This window comes from Nostoc sp. DSM 114160 (assembly GCF_053470305.1).
The window spans coordinates 2,835,821-2,857,433 of sequence record NZ_JBPFGO010000001.1; the positions used below are offsets into that span (position 1 = coordinate 2,835,821).

General features: G+C 37.9%; 21 protein-coding genes, 1 tRNA gene and 1 pseudogene. 4 read left to right on the top strand and 19 right to left on the bottom strand.

Translation table 11 applies throughout. From position 1 onward, the window contains the following. Nucleotides 1-101: 101 nt before the first annotated feature. The 4 genes and pseudogenes from tal to NSTCB13_RS12635 all read right to left on the bottom strand — a co-directional run bounded on the left by tal (nucleotide 102) and on the right by NSTCB13_RS12635 (nucleotide 3,648). Nucleotides 102-1,247, bottom strand: coding sequence for a transaldolase (tal, locus tag NSTCB13_RS12620; RefSeq protein WP_448272565.1), 1,146 nt, complete (start codon nucleotides 1,245-1,247; stop codon nucleotides 102-104). A gap of 287 nt (nucleotides 1,248-1,534) precedes the next feature. Further along, a pseudogene (gene fbp, locus NSTCB13_RS12625) lies at nucleotides 1,535-2,585 on the bottom strand (class 1 fructose-bisphosphatase). A gap of 671 nt (nucleotides 2,586-3,256) precedes the next feature. Beyond that, nucleotides 3,257-3,520: a hypothetical protein gene (locus NSTCB13_RS12630; RefSeq protein WP_322674816.1), complete on the bottom strand. Its 264-nt coding sequence runs from the start codon at nucleotides 3,518-3,520 to the stop codon at nucleotides 3,257-3,259. Beyond that, nucleotides 3,517-3,648 (bottom strand): hypothetical protein, encoded by a 132-nt coding sequence (locus NSTCB13_RS12635; protein ID WP_448272566.1) that lies wholly within the window; start codon nucleotides 3,646-3,648, stop codon nucleotides 3,517-3,519. Before NSTCB13_RS12635 ends, NSTCB13_RS12630 begins: the two co-directional genes overlap by 4 nt. 160 nt (nucleotides 3,649-3,808) lie before the next feature. Between NSTCB13_RS12635 and NSTCB13_RS12640 the strand changes: the two genes are divergently transcribed. From NSTCB13_RS12640 to NSTCB13_RS12655, 4 genes are all read left to right on the top strand, one after another. Further along, nucleotides 3,809-4,297 carry a DUF1499 domain-containing protein gene (locus NSTCB13_RS12640; protein ID WP_448272567.1) on the top strand — a complete coding sequence of 163 codons (489 nt, stop codon included), beginning with the start codon at nucleotides 3,809-3,811 and terminating at the stop codon, nucleotides 4,295-4,297. A 324-nt stretch (nucleotides 4,298-4,621) separates the two neighbouring features. After that, nucleotides 4,622-4,693, top strand: a tRNA-Val gene (locus NSTCB13_RS12645). A 231-nt stretch (nucleotides 4,694-4,924) separates the two neighbouring features. Continuing rightward, a complete protein-coding gene (locus NSTCB13_RS12650; protein WP_448272568.1) occupies nucleotides 4,925-5,467 on the top strand; it encodes a hypothetical protein in 543 nt (180 codons plus the stop codon). A gap of 92 nt (nucleotides 5,468-5,559) precedes the next feature. Further along, nucleotides 5,560-6,105 (top strand): hypothetical protein, encoded by a 546-nt coding sequence (locus tag NSTCB13_RS12655; RefSeq protein ID WP_448272569.1) that lies wholly within the window; start codon nucleotides 5,560-5,562, stop codon nucleotides 6,103-6,105. 296 nt (nucleotides 6,106-6,401) lie between these two features. Here NSTCB13_RS12655 and NSTCB13_RS12660 read toward each other — a convergent pair whose 3' ends face one another. The 15 genes from NSTCB13_RS12660 to NSTCB13_RS12730 form a co-directional block, all read right to left on the bottom strand. Next, nucleotides 6,402-6,836, bottom strand: a complete 435-nt coding sequence (locus NSTCB13_RS12660; protein WP_448272570.1) for a hypothetical protein — start codon at nucleotides 6,834-6,836, stop codon at nucleotides 6,402-6,404. A gap of 67 nt (nucleotides 6,837-6,903) precedes the next feature. Further along, on the bottom strand, nucleotides 6,904-8,526 hold the full coding sequence (locus NSTCB13_RS12665) for a BNR-4 repeat-containing protein (protein WP_448272571.1): 1,623 nt from the start codon (nucleotides 8,524-8,526) through the stop codon (nucleotides 6,904-6,906). Nucleotides 8,527-8,767: 241 nt separating this feature from the next. After that, entirely contained in the window at nucleotides 8,768-10,369 is a 1,602-nt protein-coding gene (locus tag NSTCB13_RS12670) for a fibronectin type III domain-containing protein (RefSeq protein ID WP_448272572.1), read from the bottom strand. Nucleotides 10,370-10,373: 4 nt separating this feature from the next. Beyond that, nucleotides 10,374-12,113, bottom strand: a complete 1,740-nt coding sequence (locus NSTCB13_RS12675; protein WP_448272573.1) for a hypothetical protein — start codon at nucleotides 12,111-12,113, stop codon at nucleotides 10,374-10,376. Nucleotides 12,114-12,169: 56 nt separating this feature from the next. Next, nucleotides 12,170-13,360 (bottom strand): phage tail protein, encoded by a 1,191-nt coding sequence (locus NSTCB13_RS12680; RefSeq protein WP_448272574.1) that lies wholly within the window; start codon nucleotides 13,358-13,360, stop codon nucleotides 12,170-12,172. A 30-nt stretch (nucleotides 13,361-13,390) separates the two neighbouring features. Continuing rightward, a complete protein-coding gene (locus NSTCB13_RS12685) occupies nucleotides 13,391-14,722 on the bottom strand; it encodes a hypothetical protein (protein WP_448272575.1) in 1,332 nt (443 codons plus the stop codon). A gap of 19 nt (nucleotides 14,723-14,741) precedes the next feature. After that, nucleotides 14,742-15,296: a phage tail protein gene (locus NSTCB13_RS12690; RefSeq protein WP_448272576.1), complete on the bottom strand. Its 555-nt coding sequence runs from the start codon at nucleotides 15,294-15,296 to the stop codon at nucleotides 14,742-14,744. After that, on the bottom strand, nucleotides 15,296-16,480 hold the full coding sequence (locus tag NSTCB13_RS12695) for a baseplate J/gp47 family protein (protein ID WP_448272577.1): 1,185 nt from the start codon (nucleotides 16,478-16,480) through the stop codon (nucleotides 15,296-15,298). Before NSTCB13_RS12695 ends, NSTCB13_RS12690 begins: the two co-directional genes overlap by 1 nt. A 3-nt stretch (nucleotides 16,481-16,483) precedes the next feature. Further along, nucleotides 16,484-16,828, bottom strand: a complete 345-nt coding sequence (locus NSTCB13_RS12700; protein WP_448272578.1) for a hypothetical protein — start codon at nucleotides 16,826-16,828, stop codon at nucleotides 16,484-16,486. Between the two features lie 34 nt (nucleotides 16,829-16,862). Then, nucleotides 16,863-17,597 carry a phage baseplate assembly protein V gene (locus NSTCB13_RS12705; protein WP_448272579.1) on the bottom strand — a complete coding sequence of 245 codons (735 nt, stop codon included), beginning with the start codon at nucleotides 17,595-17,597 and terminating at the stop codon, nucleotides 16,863-16,865. Nucleotides 17,598-17,599: 2 nt separating this feature from the next. Continuing rightward, nucleotides 17,600-18,421 carry a M23 family metallopeptidase gene (locus NSTCB13_RS12710; RefSeq protein ID WP_448272580.1) on the bottom strand — a complete coding sequence of 274 codons (822 nt, stop codon included), beginning with the start codon at nucleotides 18,419-18,421 and terminating at the stop codon, nucleotides 17,600-17,602. Beyond that, nucleotides 18,375-19,106 carry a hypothetical protein gene (locus NSTCB13_RS12715; RefSeq protein WP_448272581.1) on the bottom strand — a complete coding sequence of 244 codons (732 nt, stop codon included), beginning with the start codon at nucleotides 19,104-19,106 and terminating at the stop codon, nucleotides 18,375-18,377. Before NSTCB13_RS12715 ends, NSTCB13_RS12710 begins: the two co-directional genes overlap by 47 nt. A gap of 217 nt (nucleotides 19,107-19,323) precedes the next feature. Then, entirely contained in the window at nucleotides 19,324-20,328 is a 1,005-nt protein-coding gene (locus NSTCB13_RS12720) for a hypothetical protein (RefSeq protein WP_448272582.1), read from the bottom strand. Nucleotides 20,329-20,331: 3 nt separating this feature from the next. Then, nucleotides 20,332-20,820 (bottom strand): LysM peptidoglycan-binding domain-containing protein, encoded by a 489-nt coding sequence (locus tag NSTCB13_RS12725; protein ID WP_448272583.1) that lies wholly within the window; start codon nucleotides 20,818-20,820, stop codon nucleotides 20,332-20,334. 1 nt (nucleotide 20,821) lies between these two features. Further along, nucleotides 20,822-21,604: a hypothetical protein gene (locus tag NSTCB13_RS12730; RefSeq protein WP_448272584.1), complete on the bottom strand. Its 783-nt coding sequence runs from the start codon at nucleotides 21,602-21,604 to the stop codon at nucleotides 20,822-20,824. Between the last annotated feature and the right edge of the window lie 9 nt (nucleotides 21,605-21,613).

Genomic DNA, 21,613 nt, shown 5'->3' on the forward strand with positions numbered 1-21,613 from the left:
AAGGGGAAGGTGGGGCCCCCTCTGAGGATAAGGGGCAGGGGGAAAGGGGAAGAACTATACCTTTACCCTTTACCCTTTAACCTTTTCCCCTCTTCTGTTCCCTACACTGGTGACAATACCTTGATCTTGTCTTCTAAAGAGTTCATCAAGGACTGGAAGGGCTTGATAAACTTGTCAATACCATCGACTAACAGTTCATCCATGACGTTATCGAGATCGATGTTGATGTCGGGATCTTTGAGGTTTTCGATCAGCGTGTAAGCATTATCTAAATCTGTTTCTAAGCGATCGCCTACGTTACAATGATCGGCACAAGCTTTAATGGTCGCTGGTGGTACGGTGTTGACGGTATCATGGCCAATCAACTCTTCGATATACATCACGTCTCTGTAGTTGGGGTCTTTGGTGCTGGTGCTAGCCCAAAGTAGCCGTTGTTGTGTAGCTCCTTTTGCTGCCAACTCTTGCCAACGCTCGCTTCTAATGATTTTCTTGTATTCTTGATACGCAATCTTAGCGTTAGCGATCGCTATTTTCCCTTTAACAGCTCTTAGCTTTGCTTCCACAGCAATATCATCAACGCCTTTTTTCAACTTAGCATCAATTTTGCCGTCAATGTTGCTATCGATCCGGCTGAGGAAGAAACTTGCGACTGAAGCAATTTTACTGATGTCCTTCCCTTCAGCCACTCGTTTTTCTAAGCCCCGAATATAAGCCATTGCTGTGTTTACATAGCTTTCTACAGAAAACAGCAGCGTAATATTAACATTCATCCCTTCGGATATTACCTGTTCTACTGCTGGCAACCCATGTTCTGTACCAGGAATTTTAATCATCAGATTTTCCCGCCCAATTTCTTGGAAATAGCGGCGGGCTTCGGTTATGGTTGCTTCAGTATCATGGGCAATGGTTGGCGGTACTTCAATACTCACATAACCATCTAATCTATTCGAGGCTTCATAAACAGGGCGTAAAATATCACAGGCATTACGGATATCTGCAAAAACTAGGGATTCGTAAATTTTGTCTATGGGTAAGTTAGCCCGAACTCCGGCTTCGATATCGGCATCATAAATAACGTTACCAGCGATCGCTTTTTCAAAGATCGCTGGATTAGAGGTAATCCCAGAGATTCCTTGATTTTCAACTAGTTCTTTCAGTTCCCCTGATTGAATAATGTCACGGGTCAAATTATCCATCCAGATACTTTGACCGTATTGGTTAATTTCTAGTAGATGATTGGTAGACATAGCTCTAATTTTCACTCCTGTATAGTGATGTTTCTAAGTAAGTTGACAAAACCGATCAAAATTTGATGCTTACTTTTGAATTGTGGCGTTGCCAATCACTTATTGCATCGGCCAGCTGAGATAATCTTTAATACATCTTCAAGAAGTGCTATTCTGCATTCCTAATCCTAAATCACCATGATTAACTTTTAATTAATGCCAAAGAGTACAGCACAAAGAAAATAAGTCACTCTTATCAAACGTCTAAAATCCTTACGTAACAGTAATTACGAATTACGAATTGTCTTCTAGTGTCCGTTTTGAATAAAAGACTCTACCTTGGCTACATCCTCTTTGCTACCAATGATTAAAGGCGTGCGCTGATGCAGTTTTTTTGGCACCACATCCAAAATATTTACTAGTCCTGTAGTAGCACGGCCGCCTGCTTGCTCAATCAAAAAGGCGAGAGGAGCCGTTTCATAAAGCAAGCGTAATTTTCCTTCTGGATTTTGAATTGTGCCTGGGTAGAGAAACACGCCGCCTTGAACCAAAATTCTATGGATGTCGCTCACCATTGCGCCGCTATAACGAGCGCTGTAGCCTTCTGTGCGATGAACGTAGCGAATGTATTCTCGAATTGATTCTTCCCACTGCCAGAAGTTACCTTCATTCACGCTGTAAACAGACCCCGTGGTTAGGAATGCGAATATTTTCTTCTGTGAGAATAAACTCTCCTAAGCTGGGATCGAGAACAAAGGAATGAACGCCCTTACCTATAGTATAAACCAGCATCGTGCAGGGCCCATACAGGATGTATCCGGCAGCGAGTTGCTTACGTCCGTTGGCGAGTAGGTCAGTTGCCTTACCATCGCTATCAGTTCCTTCTTGTTGGCGAATGGCGAAAATGGAACCTAAGCTGAGATTATTATCAGTGTTGGATGAGCCATCAATTGGGTCATACAGCAGGGTATAGCGCCCAATGGGACAATTTTCCGGGATGTAGTAAGGATTTTCCATTTCCTCAGACGCGAGGCGACAGACTAAGCCGCTTTGCTTAAACACTGAGATAAATACATCATTGGCATAAACATCCATCTTTTTGACGGATTCGCCTTGGACATTAACTTCTCCAGTAAATCCGAGAACGCCTTCCATTAAACCAGCGCGACTCATCCGACGAGCCACCAGTTTTCCAGCCAGGGCGATGCGATTCATCAGCGCACTTAAATCCTGTGCATCTGGCGAAAAACTCTGAAGTTGTTGGAGGACGTGACGCGATAAAGTTGTACAGTCACGATCTAAAGCTCTGTCTGTAGCATCGTAGGCAGATAAGTCTAAAGATTCCGGCGCTTTAGTCATTTTTATGTTCTCCGCAGCAACTAGCTGTTAATTGGGTTTTAGTCATCTGTAGCAACTTATAGTTGCTGCTTCTATCTTAGAAAGGTAATTTGATAACTTAGATGCGACTTTAGATAAACTAAAGAAATGAATCTTCAGTGACCCCTGCACCAAGATCCTAGCTACTTCGACTTAACATGAATTTCTCAAGCGGGCGGGACTGCCTTCTGCCTTTCTTTGTAAAATCCCCACATTTGCGGCAGGGACTATAGCTTTACTCTGAAACATTAATACGAAACTAGTATCAGATTTGCCCAAGGCAAGCAATCTGCCTGGTTAACTAAGTACAGCTTTGCTTAAAAGCGTAGCGTTTTTAATGCAAACCCATGCATTAACAAGGCGGCCACCGCATTAACAATACAAGCCCATGCATTAACAAGGCGGCCACCGCATTAACAATACAAGCCCATGCATTAACAAGGCGGCCACCGCATTAACAATACAAGCCCATGCATTAACAAGGCGGCCGCCGCATTAACAATACAAGCCCATGCATTAACAAGGCGGCCGCCGCATTAACAATACAAGCCCATGCATTAACAAGGCGGCCACCGCATTAACAATACAAGCCTATGCATTAACATTGTCGTGTATTGCCAATTTAATTCGGTACGAATTAATGAAATGCTGTACTAAGATACTTTTGGTTGCTGCCATAGGATGAGTTTCAATTCAGAGCAGTAGTAAGCCTCATCACTGATTTGGTGTTCGTGGTCAGCTATCCAATCATAAATTTGTGTTGCTTTTGCTAATGCCACTTTTTCTGAACGATAAAGCTGAGGAGTAGGACAGTAGGCTTGGCCATTGATGTGTATAGCTGCAATCTGCCAATAATCGCTCTCTGGTACAACTTCTAAAAACCCGTTACTGTAAGGCTGGATTATTCCTATGTTCATCTACAACCATCAAACTTTCTAACATTGGCCACAACAAAGCCGATACCAGCCAATTCAAGCGAATCAAAGCTGGAATCACCAGGGAATGCGATCGCAACCCCTGCTAATGATTTTGGGTTCGTAGTCAATGGAAATCTGAATTATTGGTCACTTTTTTGGCTTGATTCCCTTATTGGCAATTGCGATTGCCCAAACTCAGAGTGCCGCTGGATAGATGGTAATCTGTAGAGCGAACCAGCAATTCGCAGTAGTCACTCAAAATAACCGCACAAAAGGAGTAAATTTCTCATGTCCCGTCTGCTAACAGCATTCCGGCAGCGATTCTTACGGAATGTCGCTTTTGCAATACTTTTAACTTTGATTAGTAGTTTAATACTTCCTGGGGCAACTTGGGCTGCTTCTAGTTTGGGAGTTGATAATGGTCATCTTAGTTCTTGTCCGGCTTCAGACAATTGTGTTGTTAGTCAAAACCCAGATGAAAAACACGCCATCGACCCGATTCCTTACCATGTAGACCGTAATGCAGCTAGAGAAATCTTACTAAAAGTTATCAGTGTTGTTCCGCGTACAGAAATTGTAGAACAAACAGATAATTACATCCACGCTCTTTCTAAAAGCCGTATCTTCAAATTTGTTGATGATGTAGAGTTTTATTTACCTCCTAATGAGTCAGTAATTCATCTGCGATCGGCATCTCGCGTGGGAAAGTCCGATCTCGGTGTCAACCGCAGACGAGCCGAGCAAATTCGTCTGGCTCTACGCGATTTAAACATTTGATTTTGTCTCTACTTGTTCTCATTTAACTAATAGAAGTGCGATCGCAATACCATTACAAAATTTATACTTAATGGATAAATGTCAGACTATCTGCAATGATTGTGCTTTCCATACCTTAGTGGAAGAAGCGATAACGTGCATTCATCCTGACGAATTTGGGGTTAATTGTTCTAGCGTCATTTTCTGCAATTCATTTGAGCCAACACTCATCATTGACAGTCCTTGCGTTACATACGGGAACGATGAAGAATAACGTCAATTGCGTAGGCGTAGCATTTCAATTTACGTCGCTCTTTAATAAGTTATGGTAATATAAAAGGTCTTGGGCGATTAGCACAGTGGTAGCGCACATCCTTCACACGGATGGGGTCACTGGTTCAAATCCAGTATCGCCCAGTCAAATAGAGCAATAGTTTCAGCTAACTAACTAATATCTCCTTCAGTCAAGTATGCCATTTTATGCCATTTTCTGAAAGGAGACTTTATTAAGTTATGTAAAACCCTGAGTAAATATTGACACTAAAGTTTTCACTGAGTAAACTTGATACAACTTAGAAAACTGTTCAAAACCCTAGCAACAGATTTACTAATCTTATTCAATCAAACTATTAATAAGAGACAGTAACCATGAGTTATTATCTAGCCTCTGTAGAAAGTTTTTTTCATAACATGAGTGTGCAAAAGTACGAAAATCTTCGGGATACAATAGAAGAAAAATTGAACACAGATGAGTTTTTAGTAAATAAAACTAGTGTATATCAAACAACTAGTTTATATAAGGAAGCATATTATAGTTTTATTTTAGAGGAGGGGGGAGATACTATTGCAAGGGATAAGTTTAATCAATTAGCAGAACAGTTCCGTAATGAGAGATGGAAAATATTTTATGAATTTGGCTTATGGTGTGTAAATGCTTATAAAACAAGTCCTTCTCCGTATCCGTTTTATAAAAAAACAGGAATTGAGTTTACTTGTAAAGCAATTGGTTGTTTAACTGCAAGGGACTCTCCTATTCAACTTACTATTGAAGAAAAAAATTATGTTCCTCTTTTATTAATACATGCTACCTATAACATAATTCCTGGAATTGCTGATGATATATTAATTAAGTGGTCAGAGGTGTTGGCAGAAATAAATTATTTAAACTCACTAAGCAACCCTATCCATTAAATAATCTACCTAATTAATACCCTTATTTAGAGGCAATTAATAATTTAATTTGATACAATTGTAGTATAAATAAAATTATTAATTATCATTTTATGTCTAATCTAATTAAGGAAACTCAAGATAATATTGAATTCTATACTGATAAATCCACAGGTGAAAGTGGTATGTCAGAATCAGGTTTAGCTAGATGTGCTGGGGTTAGTCAGCAGGCTGTAAATAAATTACTAAAATCACTTACAACTAAGGCACCTTCAAAATCGCTAGAACCCTTTATAGGTGTGGATTTAACACTTACAACTAAGTCATCTAAGAATAATGCAACCATTGTTAAAGATTTAGTTTGCGCTGCTGTAATAGCTCACTATGCTATGCAGGGTAATTCAGAAGCCATCAAATACTTGGTTGCCACCTCAGCTATGGGGATTAGAGTTTACATTCAAGGAATCACCGGATATACATCTGCTGATAAGAAGCATCAACAATTGAGAGCTTCCACCATAGTCACTAGAAGGACTTTAACAGAGGCTATCTCTGATTACATCACCAGACATAACCTGAGCAAGACTTCTAAGGGGTCAGTGGCTTTACAAGAATGCTACAGACAAACTTTACAAACTACTATTCAATCACAATGCTAAAAAGCTGAAAGAAATCTTGGGTGCAGATAACCCTAGAGATTTCCTATCTCTCACTGATTTAAGGGATTTAGAGTGCTGTGAAAATCTAGCGACAAGACTTATAGATGGTAGGGATTGTGAACCTATGAAAGCTGTAGAAGCAGCCTTCAATCTTCAACTACTACAGGCTAGGGAAATAGAAACTACTTATCTCTCTGCTGCCTCACTAAAAGCTGCCTAGAAAATTAAATAATTTAAACAGGGAAGGTCATCCACAAACCTTCTCTTTTTATTTCCTTTCAATCAATAAATTTAGCTTATGGTTTATTCACTTTGATTAAGATTTCTTTTGCAATTTCTCTAACTTCCCTAACCTCATCAATAATTTTATTGTGGTCAGCTACATAAGTACCGTGATTTGCTTTAGTATCTCCAGACATATTTTGAACAGAATTAGCAAGGGATCTGAAGGATTCCGCATCACTTTCTAGCTTCTCAACCCATTTAACAATAAGTTTATTTACTCCCATCCATTTAGCCAGCAAAACTAAGCCTAATATAGTCAGCACCATCCCCAGCCCCACTCCTAAAGATTGTGTCAATATTTGGTCAACTATTTTAGATTCAGTATCTGGATTAATTTTGATATAAGTTTTAGCTGTGGGAGCTTCAGGAACAGGAGTAAAAGTTGCCTCATTTATCTTTGAAGGGGTATTAGAATTAACAGTAGAATAATTAATTTGCTCTGACATATTATTATGATAATTTTATAAATTTACAAAAAAAGTTAGGCTTCCAATTAAGGAAGCCAATAGTTGATTAAAAGGTATAAGGTATTAGTTGACCTCTGCGACTAAGAGCCATCTTTCCACTAAGAGGAGCAAGTCCAGTAGGGGTGGTTAAGCTTTCTGAGGACGGAGCGCACCATAAGTTAGTGTTAAAACATCTAACCCAACCAGAGTAAGGGCCTCTCCACCATACAACAGCTATCTTACCATCATGGTTTTTAGGGCTATAAGGGCGACCATTAATAATATTAGGTAAAGAGTTTGTAGTAATGTCTCTAACCTTTGACCAGGTTAATCCATTATCATTTGTCTGCCACTCTTGTAGTTCCCTTATACCAGTGGGGTCTGTAGAGGATAAAGCAGAATTGTTAGATGGATTCTGAACTACAGTATTAACCAGGTAAACAATATTAGGATTATTAGCATCAAAGCAGCAGCCACCTGTATAGCAAGGTTCATCTAAATTAAAACCATTTACACCATTAGTACCCATACCTGGGGAGGAAACAGCTACTCCTCTAACTGTAGTCTTAGCAGAAGGAACCACATTAGCTCCAGTTATATCTACTGCTGTGGTCCAAGCAGTACCATTCCACCTAGAAAACATATAGCGTTGATTGGTATAGCCAAAGCTTCCTGACCCATTATCATAAGTCGTAAACAGTACACAAGGATTTCCATCAAAACCTATTACAATATCCCAGCCCCATGACCTAATGTTGACTCCATTCCACACAAGAGTGGGGTCGCTACCACCACCAGATATCTTAGGTCTGATTGGTAAGCTTGGAATTTGACTACCTGTAGCTGATGGGTTAACTATTTCTACTCCAGCAGAGGTATAGTATCTAGCTTTATTTAATGTTTTATCCCAAGACACATAGAAGTGATAAAGGGAAGTTCCATTTCCATCACCATTAGTACCGGAATCTCCAGGATGCCCATCAGTAAAGAAGAAATCTACACGATTTTTACCATTTACTACAGACTGCACATAGGGGCGTTGAGTTGACCAAGGTGCTTGTGTACTTTGGATTAAAGGTAAGCCCACCCCATAAGAAGCTGCTGCTGTTGGTGTATCTTGAGTATTTACAAATCTAATAGCGTGAGGGGCATTAGGTGGGGAACCTGTGCGGAAATGATACAGCATCATCCCAGCATCTTCTAATAACCTTGGGTTGCTATAACAGGTGGGTAGGTTAACATTAGGAGAAGAACCTGTATTAGCAGGGCTACTTAAAATTGCTGTTGACCATTGTGTGATATCTTCTGGGTATAATGTGGTGCGCGATCGCATTCCACCTGGATCATTATGTGCTCCATAAAAGCAAGTTATCCTACCATCAGGTCTAATAAACACTGCTGCATTATCATGGTCATCTATCTCTGCTCCCCCATTTTGAACAACATAAGTAGATACATCTTCTAATTCAAAATGAGTAGATTCTTTAGTAGTGTTATTTACTTTTGTAATGCCAACAATACCAGCATTACTAACCCACCCAATATATGTATTACCGCGATAGCTAACTGCTCTAGGGTGTGTAAAGAATGTCCATACCCCATTTTGGCGCACCATTGTACCTTCACAAGTTGAAGTAGAACCTGCCACAGTCAAAACATTAGAAGGTGTTCCAATACCTGAGGCATTCATAGCACTTACTCTAAAATACAAAGTACCAGTGGTTTTTGGAATATTATATGCTACCAGGTTATTATTCCCTGTGTTGACAACAGTAGTCCACCCAGTAGAACCATTAGCACTACTTTCAATTAAATAACTTGTAATTGCGCCACCTGAACCACTAGAAGCAGGGGCTGCCCATTGTAGATGGCACTTGTTATTTACAGTATCAGTAAAAGTAAAATAACTTAGGTTAAGTGGTGAATCAGTTCTAGCGGGGGTGAATGACCCTAAGGGCTAGAGATGTAGGTGCCCCTGGAGTTCCATTAGTAGGAGTTACTGAAATAGTAGTAGCGTTTGCACTTGCCCCTATTACACTGGTTGCTCTTACTCTGAAATCATTACCTGATCCACTTAAGGCAGTTGCAGTTACACTTGTGCCAGTGAAAGGACTACCAGCGATCGCAGCCCAGCTAGATCCACCAATGGTAGTAGATTCTACAATGTAGCCAGTAACAGGTGTATTGTTAGCTGTAGCTGCTGTCCATGCCAAATTCACCGTAGTTAAGGTGACTCCAGAACTACCAAAACCAACTACCTGATTAGGTCGAGAGATTTTAATAATAGTTGAAGTACCATCTCCTCCACTACCTACGGGGATAATTCTAAAGGCATTACCTACTCCTGCTGATAAAGTCACACTTGCTGTTAAAGTGGCAGCACTAAATGGGCTACCAGCGATCGCACTCCATGAACCTACTATTGAGTTATCATTTCCAGTTAAATCACTAGACTCAACTTTATAGCTTAAAACTGTCCCAGTACTAGGAGCAGTCCAATTAAGCGTAGCTGCAGTAGAGGTAACGTTACTAGCTGTAAAACTAGAAACAGCCCCAGGGATACTATTATTAGGGACTGTTAAAGTACTTGAGTTAGCACCTATATAGCCTCCACCAGTAATAGCTCTAACTCTTACATCATTTCCACTGGGGTCTAAGGTAATTCCAGTTAGGGAAGTAGTTGTCGGAGTCCCTACGGTAGACCAACTAGAACCTCCAATTGAAGTCTTTTCTACAACGTAGTTAGTTAAAGTGTAATCACCAAAACTACTTGGGGCAGTCCAAGACAAATCAAAAGTAGTAGGAGTTATGTTACTCGCAGTTAACCCAGTAGGGGCATTAGCTACAACAACATATAAATCATCTATATAGTATTCATTAACTATAAATCCATCTGTAGGAGTGGTTGAATCAGTAGCTGCTGAAACAAACCACAAACCAAACTTACCTGTGGTGTAAGTAGCATCAGTTGTAGTGATTAACGGTGTAGTACCAACAGTCCACTGACCAGTTCCATTATTATAAGTATCAACATAACAATTAATACTTGACCCTACTACAGATAATCTTAATCTCCTACGTAAAGGAGAACTAAAAGACATCCCTGTAGGATTTAAGTCAGTAGTATTAGTGGTACCTAACTGAGTAGAAGATCCACTAGTTTGTTTAAATAATTGATACCCTGTGTTAGGTCTATAACGAAAGAAGTAACCATTATTATTAGTATCAGAAGCTCTAGCTATCACCCCTACATTAGAAGTAGTGGTAGTATAACCAACTAAACTAATATCAACAGTCACTTCATAGTTATTAACGTTAGGAGTTTGAGAAGTATTTAATGGGGTAGTAAAAAAGTTTACTCTATGACTTACAGTACTTTGAGTAGAAGGGCGACGTAATGAGTTATTGTAAATGATACTAGCTGTAGTATTAGCACTAGCTGCCCAATCAGTATCAGCAGTTACATCAGTATTGTAAGCTTCAAATGTGGTTCCATTAGAGCCTACAAAAGTATTAATAAATCTTTTAGTCATATTATTAAATTGTTATGTCGCTTACTAATTGCCCAGTGGAGTTATAAGTAATGGTGCGTGTTTTACTCCCACCTACAATTACAGTCGTCAAAGTATTATATGTAATTACATAATTGGTTCCGTTAATAATGTAACTACTAACTCTATTTTGTGAGTCATAACTCACGGAACTAATATTAACTGATATCCCAATACTACCAACTGGTAAATTTTGATTTTCCCACTTAGAAGTTGTATTATTATAAATAAGAGCTTGTCCATTAGAAGGAGTAGTAATAGTGGTATCAGTTAATTCATTTAAAGCATCAGGTCTAGCATTAATTAAAGTATCAGTCTGAGTTTTTGTGTAGACATCAGTAGAATTAGCTTTAGGATTTACTAATCCATCAACTTCAGTTTTAGTGTAAGTAGAAGACTGATTAGCTTTAGCAGTTAGTAAGGTGTCAGTTTGAGTTTTAGAATAAGTTGTAGATGTATCAGCTTTAGGAGTTAGTAAAGTATCAACTTCTACTTTTGTATAAGTTGTACTTTGATTAGCTTTAGCCGTTAGAAGAGTATTAGTTTCTGTTTTGGTATAAGTGGTTGAGCTATCAGCTTTGGTAGCTAAACCCGCAGTAAGTTCAGCATCCCTTGTGATTGCATCAGGTATTTGAGTATCAGGAATCTTGCCCCCGCTATCCAAAGTAGCTACCCCTAAAGCAACTCCTTTATCTCTAGTAGGAATTGCCCCAACTTGACTAGCAGTTACAGAGTGAGGGTTTGAAGTATTAGTAGTGTGAGAATTTAAAGTAGCAGTAGCACTTGAGATTAAAGTATCAGTTTGACCCTTAGTGTATATGTCAACAGAGTTAGCTTTAGGAGCTACTAATCCATCAACTTCTACTTTTGTATAGGTAGTAGACTGATTAGCTTTAGTAGCTAAAGAAGTAGCTACATCACTACTATTAGCCTTCAAAGATAAAGCTGCTGTAACGTCACTAGAATTGGCTTTAGGGGCTACTAAACCATCAGTTTGAGTCTTAGTATAATATCCGCTAAGATCAACTGTCACGCCCCCTATAAGGGCATCTGTTTGAGCTTTAGTATAAACATCACTAGAGTTAGCTTTAGGGGTTACTAAATTGTCAACCTGAGTTTTATTATAGACATCAGTAGCGTTAGCTTTGGGCGCTATCAAACTATCAGTTTGTGATTTAGTATAAACATCACTAGAATTGGCTTTAGGATTTACTAAACCATCTGTTTGAGCTTTAGTGTAAGTGGTAGACTGATTAGCTTTAGGGCTTAAAAGGTTGTCTACTTCAGACTTGAGATAAACAACTGGGTCACTAGAAGTAGTATTAGTTTTAACTCTACCAGCCAGAGTATTAGTTGCTAAATTGATCCCAATTTCATTTAATATATAAGTTATTAAAGATTGATGTTTAGGATCAGAAGTATCTGTCCCGCCTTCACGCAGTACAGAGAGTTCTAAGTCAGAGGTTCCTACAGGTATAATGGCATCAAAAGTCTCTCCACCTGGTAATACAAACCTATAAAAAGATGAGCGTTCACCTTCTTCATTACACCAGAGAGTAAATTTAATTTTACCTTCTCTATCGGTAACAAAGTTTTTAGTAACTTGAGGATATTCTATATTGTCAATAGTATTACCCTGCATGTGAATTACTTGAACAACAGCATTTCTTAGAGGTTCATTATTTAGCCCAATAAATGTAGATTTAATAATTCTTTGAGTTGGCATATTTATTTTATGAATAAAAAGGTTCACTTTATTCATTTAAAGTGAACCTTAGATTTTTAATATTTAATAATCTTATTCTTTGCTAACCAGGGTTGCATATTTTCATGTGAACCATTACCACCTTGGGCACTAATAGTAATACCAGAAGTGGCAGCGTTTAGGCTAACATTAGTTTTATTACCATTAATACCGATACCTGTACCTGAAGCATAGATACCTATATTTGAACCACTAGTTGATACTAATTGTACACCATTTAAATTTGTGGTTATATATCCTTTACCCCCAACATCTTCCCCAGTTATAGCGACGTTTGCTTTACTAAGAAATCCGTCTGTTTGGTCTCTTTGGTCTGAATTACCATCTGTGGTGTTAGCATAAGTAGCGTGAAAATGTCCTGGGTCAGCTACACCATGAACATGTCCTGGGTCACTTAATCCATGTGAGTGGGCAGCTTCATTTACAGAGTGAGAGTGCCCAGAGTCATTAATTCCATGAATGTGACTGGGAGTTTGGGCTAGGTTCAAAGTAACACCCTCTAATCCTCCTATTTGTCCCAAGGTGCGATTAGTCAATCCTGCTCCTGAACCAGCACCAATAGCTACTCTACCTCTGCTATCTGGTACTCTAAAATCAGAACCAGACTGCCCATGAGTGTAACCAATAGCAGCAAATAGGGCTGGGTATGCACTAGGGGCATAATAAGCACCATCTTCCCATAACCAACCTGAAGGTAATGTTGAACCAGAAAACTCCATTGATGCCCCAGGAGGAATTAACTGAGTAACAGGAATATTAGCAGGACTAATTCTATCAACTAATTTATTTCGTAAGTCAATTATGTTACCTGAAAGTGTCCCTGAAGCTGTGGTAACTTTAGCCATAGGAAAACTTTCATTAGGTAAAACAGATGAAGATTGAATAGTTCCATCAGAACCAACATATATATATCTGGTAACATTATCTGGTAAATTAATTGAGCCAGGGCTAATACTAACTAAAGTGCCATCAGCTAATAAAACTATTCCACCTAAATAAGAAAAAGTTAACCCAGAAGTATGGCTAACTTTTAGGCGATTATAAAAAGTATAAAAATTTGATTTAATTTGACCTGGAGTGTCATCTAAATAGTCATCTAAAATCTTTGGACCATGACCAATAAAATCACCACCATCTGCTATAGGGTTGCCCATTGCATTGGCAATTTCAGCAGTAAAAACCTGCCCGTTTTGTAAAATAGGTCTCATTATATTTTAATTAGTAATAATTTGTAATATTTAGAAAGAAGCTACTTTTTGACCCCACCAATTTGTAACCCCTGGATCTCCAAAAAGTTTATATGAGGTGCCTGATCCAAAATTAGTTATCTTCAGCCTTATTTGTTGACTAGCTGTTAACTTCAGTTGTATTGGGCATATTGGGGTAAGTTGACCAGATGACGCACCTAATGGAATCTCACAAATGCGGATTGTATCAACACCATTAATTTGTAAGAATGCTCCTAATGATCTTGTTGAGGAGTTTGAATTATACAAGTAGAGACTACCTCCAAACAGATATATACCGTCTTCTGGTACGATAAAATAAGTAGTAGAAAAACTACAGTTTGCAATATAATTTACTGCTGACCAACTAATAACAGAGTCACTACTAGTTATTAAATCACTTGTTAATATAACTTTAAAATATCTATCAGTTTGAGAGCTAACAAAACTAGTTGTAGCTACCTTAGTACTTTTATCATTAATAGTGGGGGTTGGGGCAATAACAGTACCAGTAAAAGTAGGCGAAGCTAAATTAGCTTTAAGTGCCAAACCTGCTGCAACAAAATTAGTGTTAGCTGCTTTTGTTGAAGCATCACCTAATGTTTGATTTGGTACAATTACGTCCCCTGAAAAGATGGGAGAAACTAAATTTGCTTTTGTATAAACAGTACTCTTAACAGACTCTATTTCATCATATACAGCATCTTGTGAAGCAGATTTACCTGAGCCATTCCAAGCAGAACTATAAGGGGTATCATCAGCTAGGATTAGTGAACCATTAGGCTCAACAGGTATAACCATCCAGCTAGTTGTATTAGTTGGTACTACTCCTGTGATAGGATTTAGGTCTTTGGAGATGTAAGTTCTATTCAGGTAAGTTACTAAATCTCTGAACTTATATGTAGTAGAGGGATTGTAAGCACCTTGAGGAAAAGGACCCCCAATTGACTGAGCAAGTGCAGGGGTACTAGCTATAAGCCTAGCAGTACGTAAAGCCCCTGTATCTAAAACATCATTTGTAATTCCAGTAGGTACTAGTGATGCAAATTGAACTGGGCTAACATTAGGAACTAGAGCATTAAAATTAATTAACGCTGGCTCAATTAACGATCCATCTGTATTAGTTTTAAAGAATTGAAAATTATAAGTAATTCTTGAAGTTTCAGATTGTGGCAGTATTATATCAAGGGCACCTGCCGTTATAGTAAATGTATATGATTGAGGTAGATAGATTGTATCTGGATTGGTAGAGTCGTCAATTAAGCTACCAGCTAATACAACAATAAGTTTACCTGTAATACCATTTCCAGCAGAATCTTTTAATGTTCCTAGAATTTGGGTCATTTATTTATATTATTTAAAATTAAGGAATATAGTCGTCATTAAATATAATTTCAGTACTGCACCAACATGGCCCATATAAGGAATTAAGCTTTTGGGTTAATTTAAATTTATCTCCATATTTATATGCATTAGGTAAGTAGATAATATATTCCCAAGCACTAGTTCCTAATGGATCTCCAACAGCAGAAGTTCCTATGATAAAATTACCTCTGGAAGTGATTAAGTGTCTTATATCAAAACAATCTAATACTAGACTTAATACCTCTTTAGATCCTTTATTAGGCCATATATTAGTGTATGAATTAGATATCAATAATCTTTTAGTTTGGGTTGCCCAGGTTTTATCCCAATAATCTCCTGTAAAACCAGTTAAGGGTGCTAGGAAATCTAACCATTCTGGGTCGCAAAGGAGAGGATTTAGCTGCCTGGGTAGGTCATCAACTTTTGCTTTAGTTTCTACTAATAACTCATCAAAATAACCTGTAATCCATTCAGTAATTTCATTAGTCTGGTAGCACTCAGGTAATCTACTATATATAGGTTTATTAGTAGCCCAGGATTCAGAAGTTTGCATTATACAAATCCCCCAGACTCAGAGAAAGATTCACCTTCCCCCCTCAAAGCTTCATACACTACACCATTTTTATCTACTAATTGCATGAATAGAGAATAAGGGTAAGGTAATGTATAGTCATTAGGTATAGGAATATTTGAAGGAGTTCCATTTATACTGAGGGTGCCTCCATCTACAATTACGCCTGTGTTCCTTAAGGCATAACCAACTTCAAAAAATAATATATCTTTACTTAATGGATAATAACTAGGATTTAAATAATCTTGGTACGCTTCCCATAAAATATCAAAGGCTTCTTCTGGGTCTACACCAGGAGATAAATTATATTGTAATTCTGCAACAATAGGTAATAGTTCAATAGGACTAGCATAAAGGGATGTGCCTAACTGAATTCTCTTTGCTAATTCAGATTTAACATAAGTAATTTGAGCATCATTTGCAGGTTCACCATTTGAGTTTAGAAGAAATAAATGAACTGCTCCTAATTCTCTTGTGGTTTTATCACCAGCGAGTAAACCTATAGCTTTGCATACTGAACCTTCACCTAATAAAGCTTCAGCAGCCTGTTCATAATCAGTGACGCTTACTAAGTTTCTAAGTCTAATTTGAGTAAGCGCTCTGTTAATAGCAGAAGCCTGACTTTCTAAATCTGAGCCACCTGATGCAGCTTCAATATTAGTGACACCAGCAAGGTAAGTTAACGGTTGAGTTATTCCAGTAATAGAGTATGCTGCGATGTTGTACTCAGAACCTACTTCCTCAGCAGTAGCAGTTACACTACCTGAAACTAATCCAGCAGGAATTACTAGAGGCGCGTCAGTGAAGAATGAAAGTTTACCTTGACTGTCAACTACTTCAAACCCTTCAGGGATTGTGAATATAACACTTTGAGGAGAGCTAATACTAAAAGTTAAGGTGGTTTTAGCTTTGGTTCCAGAACTGCGTGTAACCCCAGTAATTTTAAGAAAGTCAATTACTAAAGCTAAAGGTAATTGATTTACATAGTAAAGTAATTCAGCCCCAGCAAAAGCTTGACCTTGAATTAAAGCTGCAATAGGGGAATTCTCAGTGAAATCATTTAATAGTCCCCCAGAGGCATTATAGACCTTTAATTTAGCCTGTTCTACTAAGTCTGTTTCATTTTTTGGATCGAGTAGAATGGAATCTAGAATAATGTCAGCCATAATTTAAATAGTTATTTTTATAGGATTTTGTTCAAGTTCTCCATACGACCAATACACTAAGATTACAGCTTCACCTTGGTCATTGATTGTTCCATCAACTTCAAATTCAGCATCAGGAATATATTTTTCTAACCCTGTTTTAAATTCAGAAGTGATAAGATTAATATTTGAAATGCTAGTAAATAAAGAGTCAGTTCTCCCATAATTAGGAACCATTACTCTTTCATTAATTTCAGTTTGAAGCCAGCTAAGGATATGTCCTTTGATTAAATCAGCTTCACTAGTCACAACAAGATTTCCTCTCACTGGGTCAATAGTAAGAGGAAAGTTAATACCTTGAGTTATCATAATTTTCTGTTATCTATTATAGATAAATGTCCCATCACCAACCTTTTGTTGTGATATGATCGCCTCTGGAGTCAGTAGCATCAACTGTAGCAATCTGCTTACCATTAATTGACATAGTGGAACAGTTAGTGAAGGAAATTCCAAATCCACCGCAATTAATAGTTAATACCCCACCACTCATTTCACTTGTTCCGTTACTGTATAACTTAAATGCCCAAGTACCTGCTTGTAGAAGTACATATTGAGCTGCACTTAAAGTAATTGCCTGTAAAGCTTGCATAAAAATGTTTCTTTTAGAGTAAGCTTTAACATCTTCTGTAGCTGCAGAAGTTACACTTTTTTCAGAGTTAATAACCACTTCCCCACTTACATTTAAAGTATCAGTCCCATTTACTGAAACATTTTTACTTCCAGGAATGGAGGAGTAATAATCATTAACAATATCTTCTTTGTCTTTAGGTGGGTTAGTGTCATTAATTATAGGAAGGTAATAGGCATTGGACTCTAAACCATCTACAAATAAAATTAATACTGTTGAGTTAATAGGTGGTAAGTTAGCATCTACTTCAGGGGCAAAAACAAGTCTTCTAATCCAATCACTTTCTAAAGAAGGAGATGATGGAAAGGAGACTTTTATCCTGCGCTTATTTTGGTCATCCTTATTATTGGTAACTATCGCCAAAGTTGGGTAAGGCATCCTCCCCTGCTGATCAATAGCTATTTGACTAGCCTTTTGAGCTTGATTTAAGATTTCAAATATATTATTCATAATTAGATTGCATCACCTTTTTTAGGTAGTTTTACTCTCAAGCCTGGATTAATTGGGGTACCTGCTACTCTAATTTCCCAATGCAAATGGTTTCCGAAGGAATGGCCCGTGTTACCCATTAATGCAATTACTTGACCTTGTTTAACTTGCTGACCGTTACTAACTAGAACTTTACTAGTATGAGCATAAGCAGTTTGTTCATTATTTGCATGGTCAATGATTACTTTGTTACCATAACCATCGTTTGCATTTCCTACAGAAGATACAGTTCCATCAGCAGCAGCTTGAATTGGAGTTCCAGCATTATTAGCAATATCAATTCCTTTATGAAGTTTAGTAACCCCCTTTAGAGTTCTCATACCATAAGGGGAAGTAAATGTACCATGTGCAGGAATAATATAATTATTAGATCCTGAATTTGTACCACTATTAATAACCGGATTTTCTATTGATTTAACTGAAGGAATATCACTACTAGCAGATTTGTTTTTCAAAGGAGAATAGCAAGTAGCTCTGCTAACAAAACTTCCACCAGAGTATGTATGAGTAATGGTATCGATTACCCACATTCTATCAAGAAATTTACTAACTCCTTTAGTTTGAAATAGGGTGTCAGGGTCAAGTGTCAAAACTTCAGGAGTAGTAGGGAATTCAGTTTGAGCTATGATACCCTTAATTCTGTTTTCATCACTTACTCGCTGACTATCAGCAGTATCAGTAGCCCCTGTAGTTTTAGGGGTAGGAATAGGGTTTATAGCTCCTGTAGTAGAAGGTAAGTTATCTCCACCTGTACCAACGACACTTTCCTTTTTCTTCTGAACCATTACTCCAGAGTCGGGGGTCAATTTCAAACTTCCTTTCACCAACTGAAGTAGTTTCCCCAGGTTTAGACGATCTAGCACCTCCTGAACTGGAAGTTTGAGCTTGATGGGAGACAGTAAATACACCCCCCGTATTTGTGCCATATTCACATACAAATACGTTCTGGTCAGCTTTTAAACCTTTACGAGGTCCTATATATAATGTTGGCCCAACGCAGTGAATCCTATAACCAATTCTTCTAGCTTCAATTAGTAGCGCCTCATAATCTGTGATGCCCCTTTGAGGGAATCTAGTATATAAGGGGCCATCTTCAGGCATCTCAAGTTTCATACCATAATTGGCAGTAATCTTTTGAGCTATCTTTTTAAAAGTTAAATTGGTGTAAACAGTATTCCTAACTGTTTGAGTTAAAACAACAGTAGCAGCAGTTCCAGAAAACTCAAGGGCATCAGGCTCAAATAGAGAAAACTTGAGTCCAGTATGTATGAAGCTATAGGCTGCGATCGCCTTACCACCATAACCCATCTCAACTGTAATTTGGGCACCTGCTAGAGTTTTAACAATTGGCGTAACTTGAGTAGTAGGCGATTGAGAAGCTGCTACTGAAGTCGCTGCATTTGTAAGGGGAATACCACCTTCTTTGTAGAACTTAATTCTACTTGAGTAGTAAGTTTTTAATTCACTCATAGTCTTCGTAGGTTGACCATAAGGAGATCCAGGAAGGGATGCCCAAACAGTGTTTACCTTAGTGATAGAAGACTCAAAATTACCTTGTTCTACATCACTTACAGCGCTCTTTTGTCTAATTAACTCTACTGCTCCTTTATCCTGGGATATAGGGGAGAAGTCAGGTAAACCTAAACTGTTTTGTAAACTAGCCCAAGTTGTGTTTAAAAATTGATATCTACCAGCAGCAGTAGAAAGAATAGCCGCTTAATTTAATTAATTTATTTGGGTGCTTAACATAACTACTAAAAGTGCTGCCACCAAAAATCATATTATACTTAGCACCTTCAGCAAAGGCGATAGTATCTAAAGTGGCTCTCATATTAACAGAGAGAGTGGAATCTACTGCATAGTCTGGAGCTGAAGAATTAGATAACTGAGAAGTTTTAGCCTGGGTACTTTGTTTAGTTGCTATCTGTTCTTTAGTTTGATTACTAGTTGATGAAGCAGAAGTAGTTGTGGAATTTTCTACCAGTTCAACTTTAATATTGTGCAGTAACCCAATAGCATTGGCAGCTTGAAATCCCTTAGTACCTGTTAACTCATTAAATGCTCTAGTAAATAAATCAATCCCTCTATCACCTAAAGTAGTATGAGGTCCCCAATCTTGGATATCACAAATTACAGATTTACCATTGTCAAGATTAGTGACTTTTACTTTATCTCCAAACTTGAGGTCAGTAAACATACCTTGAGACCCAAACTGTTTAGCAGCAGCAGGGTTGTTATATCTCATTGCACATCCAAAGTCTCTGTCAGGGTAAAGAGTGTTATCTCTAGACCCTGTGGTGTCATTGAAAATACTAGCAGTAGTGTTCTCAAATAAAACTTTACCAGTGACACCTACTCCTGAATTAGCGTCAGGAATTACTGAGTTAGTAATTGAGGTTACAGAAGGAGTGGGGGCTACTGATTTAGACGCTTCTACTGGGTCTAACCCACCCACACTTTCAACGTATGTAAAGAACTTATCCACAAGGATCTTCTGTGGGTCATGGACAGTGAAATTACAACTTGATTGAGCTTTACCTTCCCCTAATGTTACAGATGCTTTAATGAGCTTCCCATCCCCAATTGTGAATGTTTCTGCTTCAGTACTACCTTTAGAACCTATAGTAATTTTTAAGTATGGGTCAAGCAAATATTGACCTGAATTAGGATTTTGATTATTAATATAAGACATAATTTAAGGCAGCACCCATGAGATTAATTGCCATACATTTTGATTGTCAGCAGTACCTTCTTTAGAGCTTTTTAATTTAGATAACAGTTCATCTTTTGATGTAGGAGCAATACCTTTAGCTAATCCAGCAAGAGATAAATTTACATCTCTGAGAATATTTTCTTGACTGGTACCTAATAGATTTAATATAGTTTGAGCTTCTCTTGATTGAGTAATTTCAGTAATAGTGGCTTGAACTTGATCGTTTATATTTGATATCTCAGTAGAGGCAGCTAATCTAAATTTACGTTCAGCCGCTTGTGGGGTAGGAATAGTTAAAGTTTGCCCGACTTTAATTACTTTGAAAATATCAAGGTCATTCATAGTAGCTAACTCACGCCAAGCTGTTGAATCACCTAATACTTCATTAGCAATTTTAGTTAGAGAATCCCCAACATTGAATGATACATTCTTAGGAGCATTTAAAGGGTTACTTATAGGTAGAGTACTCATATTATTTTTTAATTAAATTCCCCGTAGATACATCCAACTTGTCATTTTTATATAATCCAATAGTTCCTAAAGATTTACTTTTGCTATCAAACATTGAAACTGTCCCATTCTTGGCTACAGAGATTTTATACTTATTAGATTTAACCAAAGTGGATAAATATTCAGGAAGCTTCTTAACGTTAGTTTTAAGCCAAGCTACAGCCTTTGTATTACCCTCTTTGACTTGTCTATCAGTTAGAAGAGAAGTAGTGCTTAAAGCGCTTTGTAGACGGTCTCCAGGAGATTCTGATTTGGCTCCTGTAGGTAGTTGCTTTGAGGGAATTTCTAGTAGTGTAAAATCTACTCTAGCTTCTGCTACTTCACCACCTAACCAAGCTGTCTCAGTCCATTTGATGTCAGTTATAACTGCTGGTCCAAAGCTATCTTTACCCCATTTAAAAGTCACAGGAGAGGGAGCATATTTACCTTTAGCTGGATCTGCCACCATTAAGGCTTGAAGTTTCTGTAGCAGAAGTTTACAACTTCTACCTTCACTATGACTTTCTAGTAGTAGGTTATTAAGTTGTAAAGTCAATCCAGAAGTGTACCCATATTGTTGAGAGGGAGTGGAAGTTAATGCAGTAACACTTTGGTTATACTTAGCGCTTCTGGTGAATGATTTCTCTTCTGGATTGTACAAAAATGAATATACAACTTGCCCTAATTCATCAATCAAATAGGCATAAACATCTGTGATTCTCTCAGCATTAGGTAGACCATCAAGTACTTTAGTATTAATTGACATATATTTAAA

Coding starts and splice junctions, on each gene's coding strand:
- NSTCB13_RS12680 (WP_448272574.1), bottom strand. CDS start 13,360: ATGAGACCTATTTTACAAAACGGGCAGGTTTTTACTGCTGAAATTGCC.
- NSTCB13_RS12690 (WP_448272576.1), bottom strand. CDS start 15,296: ATGCAAACTTCTGAATCCTGGGCTACTAATAAACCTATATATAGTAGA.
- NSTCB13_RS12675 (WP_448272573.1), bottom strand. CDS start 12,113: ATGCCAACTCAAAGAATTATTAAATCTACATTTATTGGGCTAAATAAT.
- NSTCB13_RS12630 (WP_322674816.1), bottom strand. CDS start 3,520: ATGAACATAGGAATAATCCAGCCTTACAGTAACGGGTTTTTAGAAGTT.
- NSTCB13_RS12640 (WP_448272567.1), top strand. CDS start 3,809: ATGTCCCGTCTGCTAACAGCATTCCGGCAGCGATTCTTACGGAATGTC.
- NSTCB13_RS12725 (WP_448272583.1), bottom strand. CDS start 20,820: ATGAGTACTCTACCTATAAGTAACCCTTTAAATGCTCCTAAGAATGTA.
- NSTCB13_RS12730 (WP_448272584.1), bottom strand. CDS start 21,604: ATGTCAATTAATACTAAAGTACTTGATGGTCTACCTAATGCTGAGAGA.
- NSTCB13_RS12670 (WP_448272572.1), bottom strand. CDS start 10,369: ATGACTAAAAGATTTATTAATACTTTTGTAGGCTCTAATGGAACCACA.
- NSTCB13_RS12660 (WP_448272570.1), bottom strand. CDS start 6,836: ATGTCAGAGCAAATTAATTATTCTACTGTTAATTCTAATACCCCTTCA.
- NSTCB13_RS12720 (WP_448272582.1), bottom strand. CDS start 20,328: ATGTCTTATATTAATAATCAAAATCCTAATTCAGGTCAATATTTGCTT.
- NSTCB13_RS12700 (WP_448272578.1), bottom strand. CDS start 16,828: ATGATAACTCAAGGTATTAACTTTCCTCTTACTATTGACCCAGTGAGA.
- NSTCB13_RS12665 (WP_448272571.1), bottom strand. CDS start 8,526: ATGAATGCCTCAGGTATTGGAACACCTTCTAATGTTTTGACTGTGGCA.
- NSTCB13_RS12710 (WP_448272580.1), bottom strand. CDS start 18,421: ATGGTTCAGAAGAAAAAGGAAAGTGTCGTTGGTACAGGTGGAGATAAC.
- NSTCB13_RS12705 (WP_448272579.1), bottom strand. CDS start 17,597: ATGAATAATATATTTGAAATCTTAAATCAAGCTCAAAAGGCTAGTCAA.
- NSTCB13_RS12715 (WP_448272581.1), bottom strand. CDS start 19,106: ATGAGTGAATTAAAAACTTACTACTCAAGTAGAATTAAGTTCTACAAA.
- tal (WP_448272565.1), bottom strand. CDS start 1,247: ATGTCTACCAATCATCTACTAGAAATTAACCAATACGGTCAAAGTATC.
- NSTCB13_RS12650 (WP_448272568.1), top strand. CDS start 4,925: ATGAGTTATTATCTAGCCTCTGTAGAAAGTTTTTTTCATAACATGAGT.
- NSTCB13_RS12685 (WP_448272575.1), bottom strand. CDS start 14,722: ATGACCCAAATTCTAGGAACATTAAAAGATTCTGCTGGAAATGGTATT.
- NSTCB13_RS12695 (WP_448272577.1), bottom strand. CDS start 16,480: ATGGCTGACATTATTCTAGATTCCATTCTACTCGATCCAAAAAATGAA.
- NSTCB13_RS12655 (WP_448272569.1), top strand. CDS start 5,560: ATGTCTAATCTAATTAAGGAAACTCAAGATAATATTGAATTCTATACT.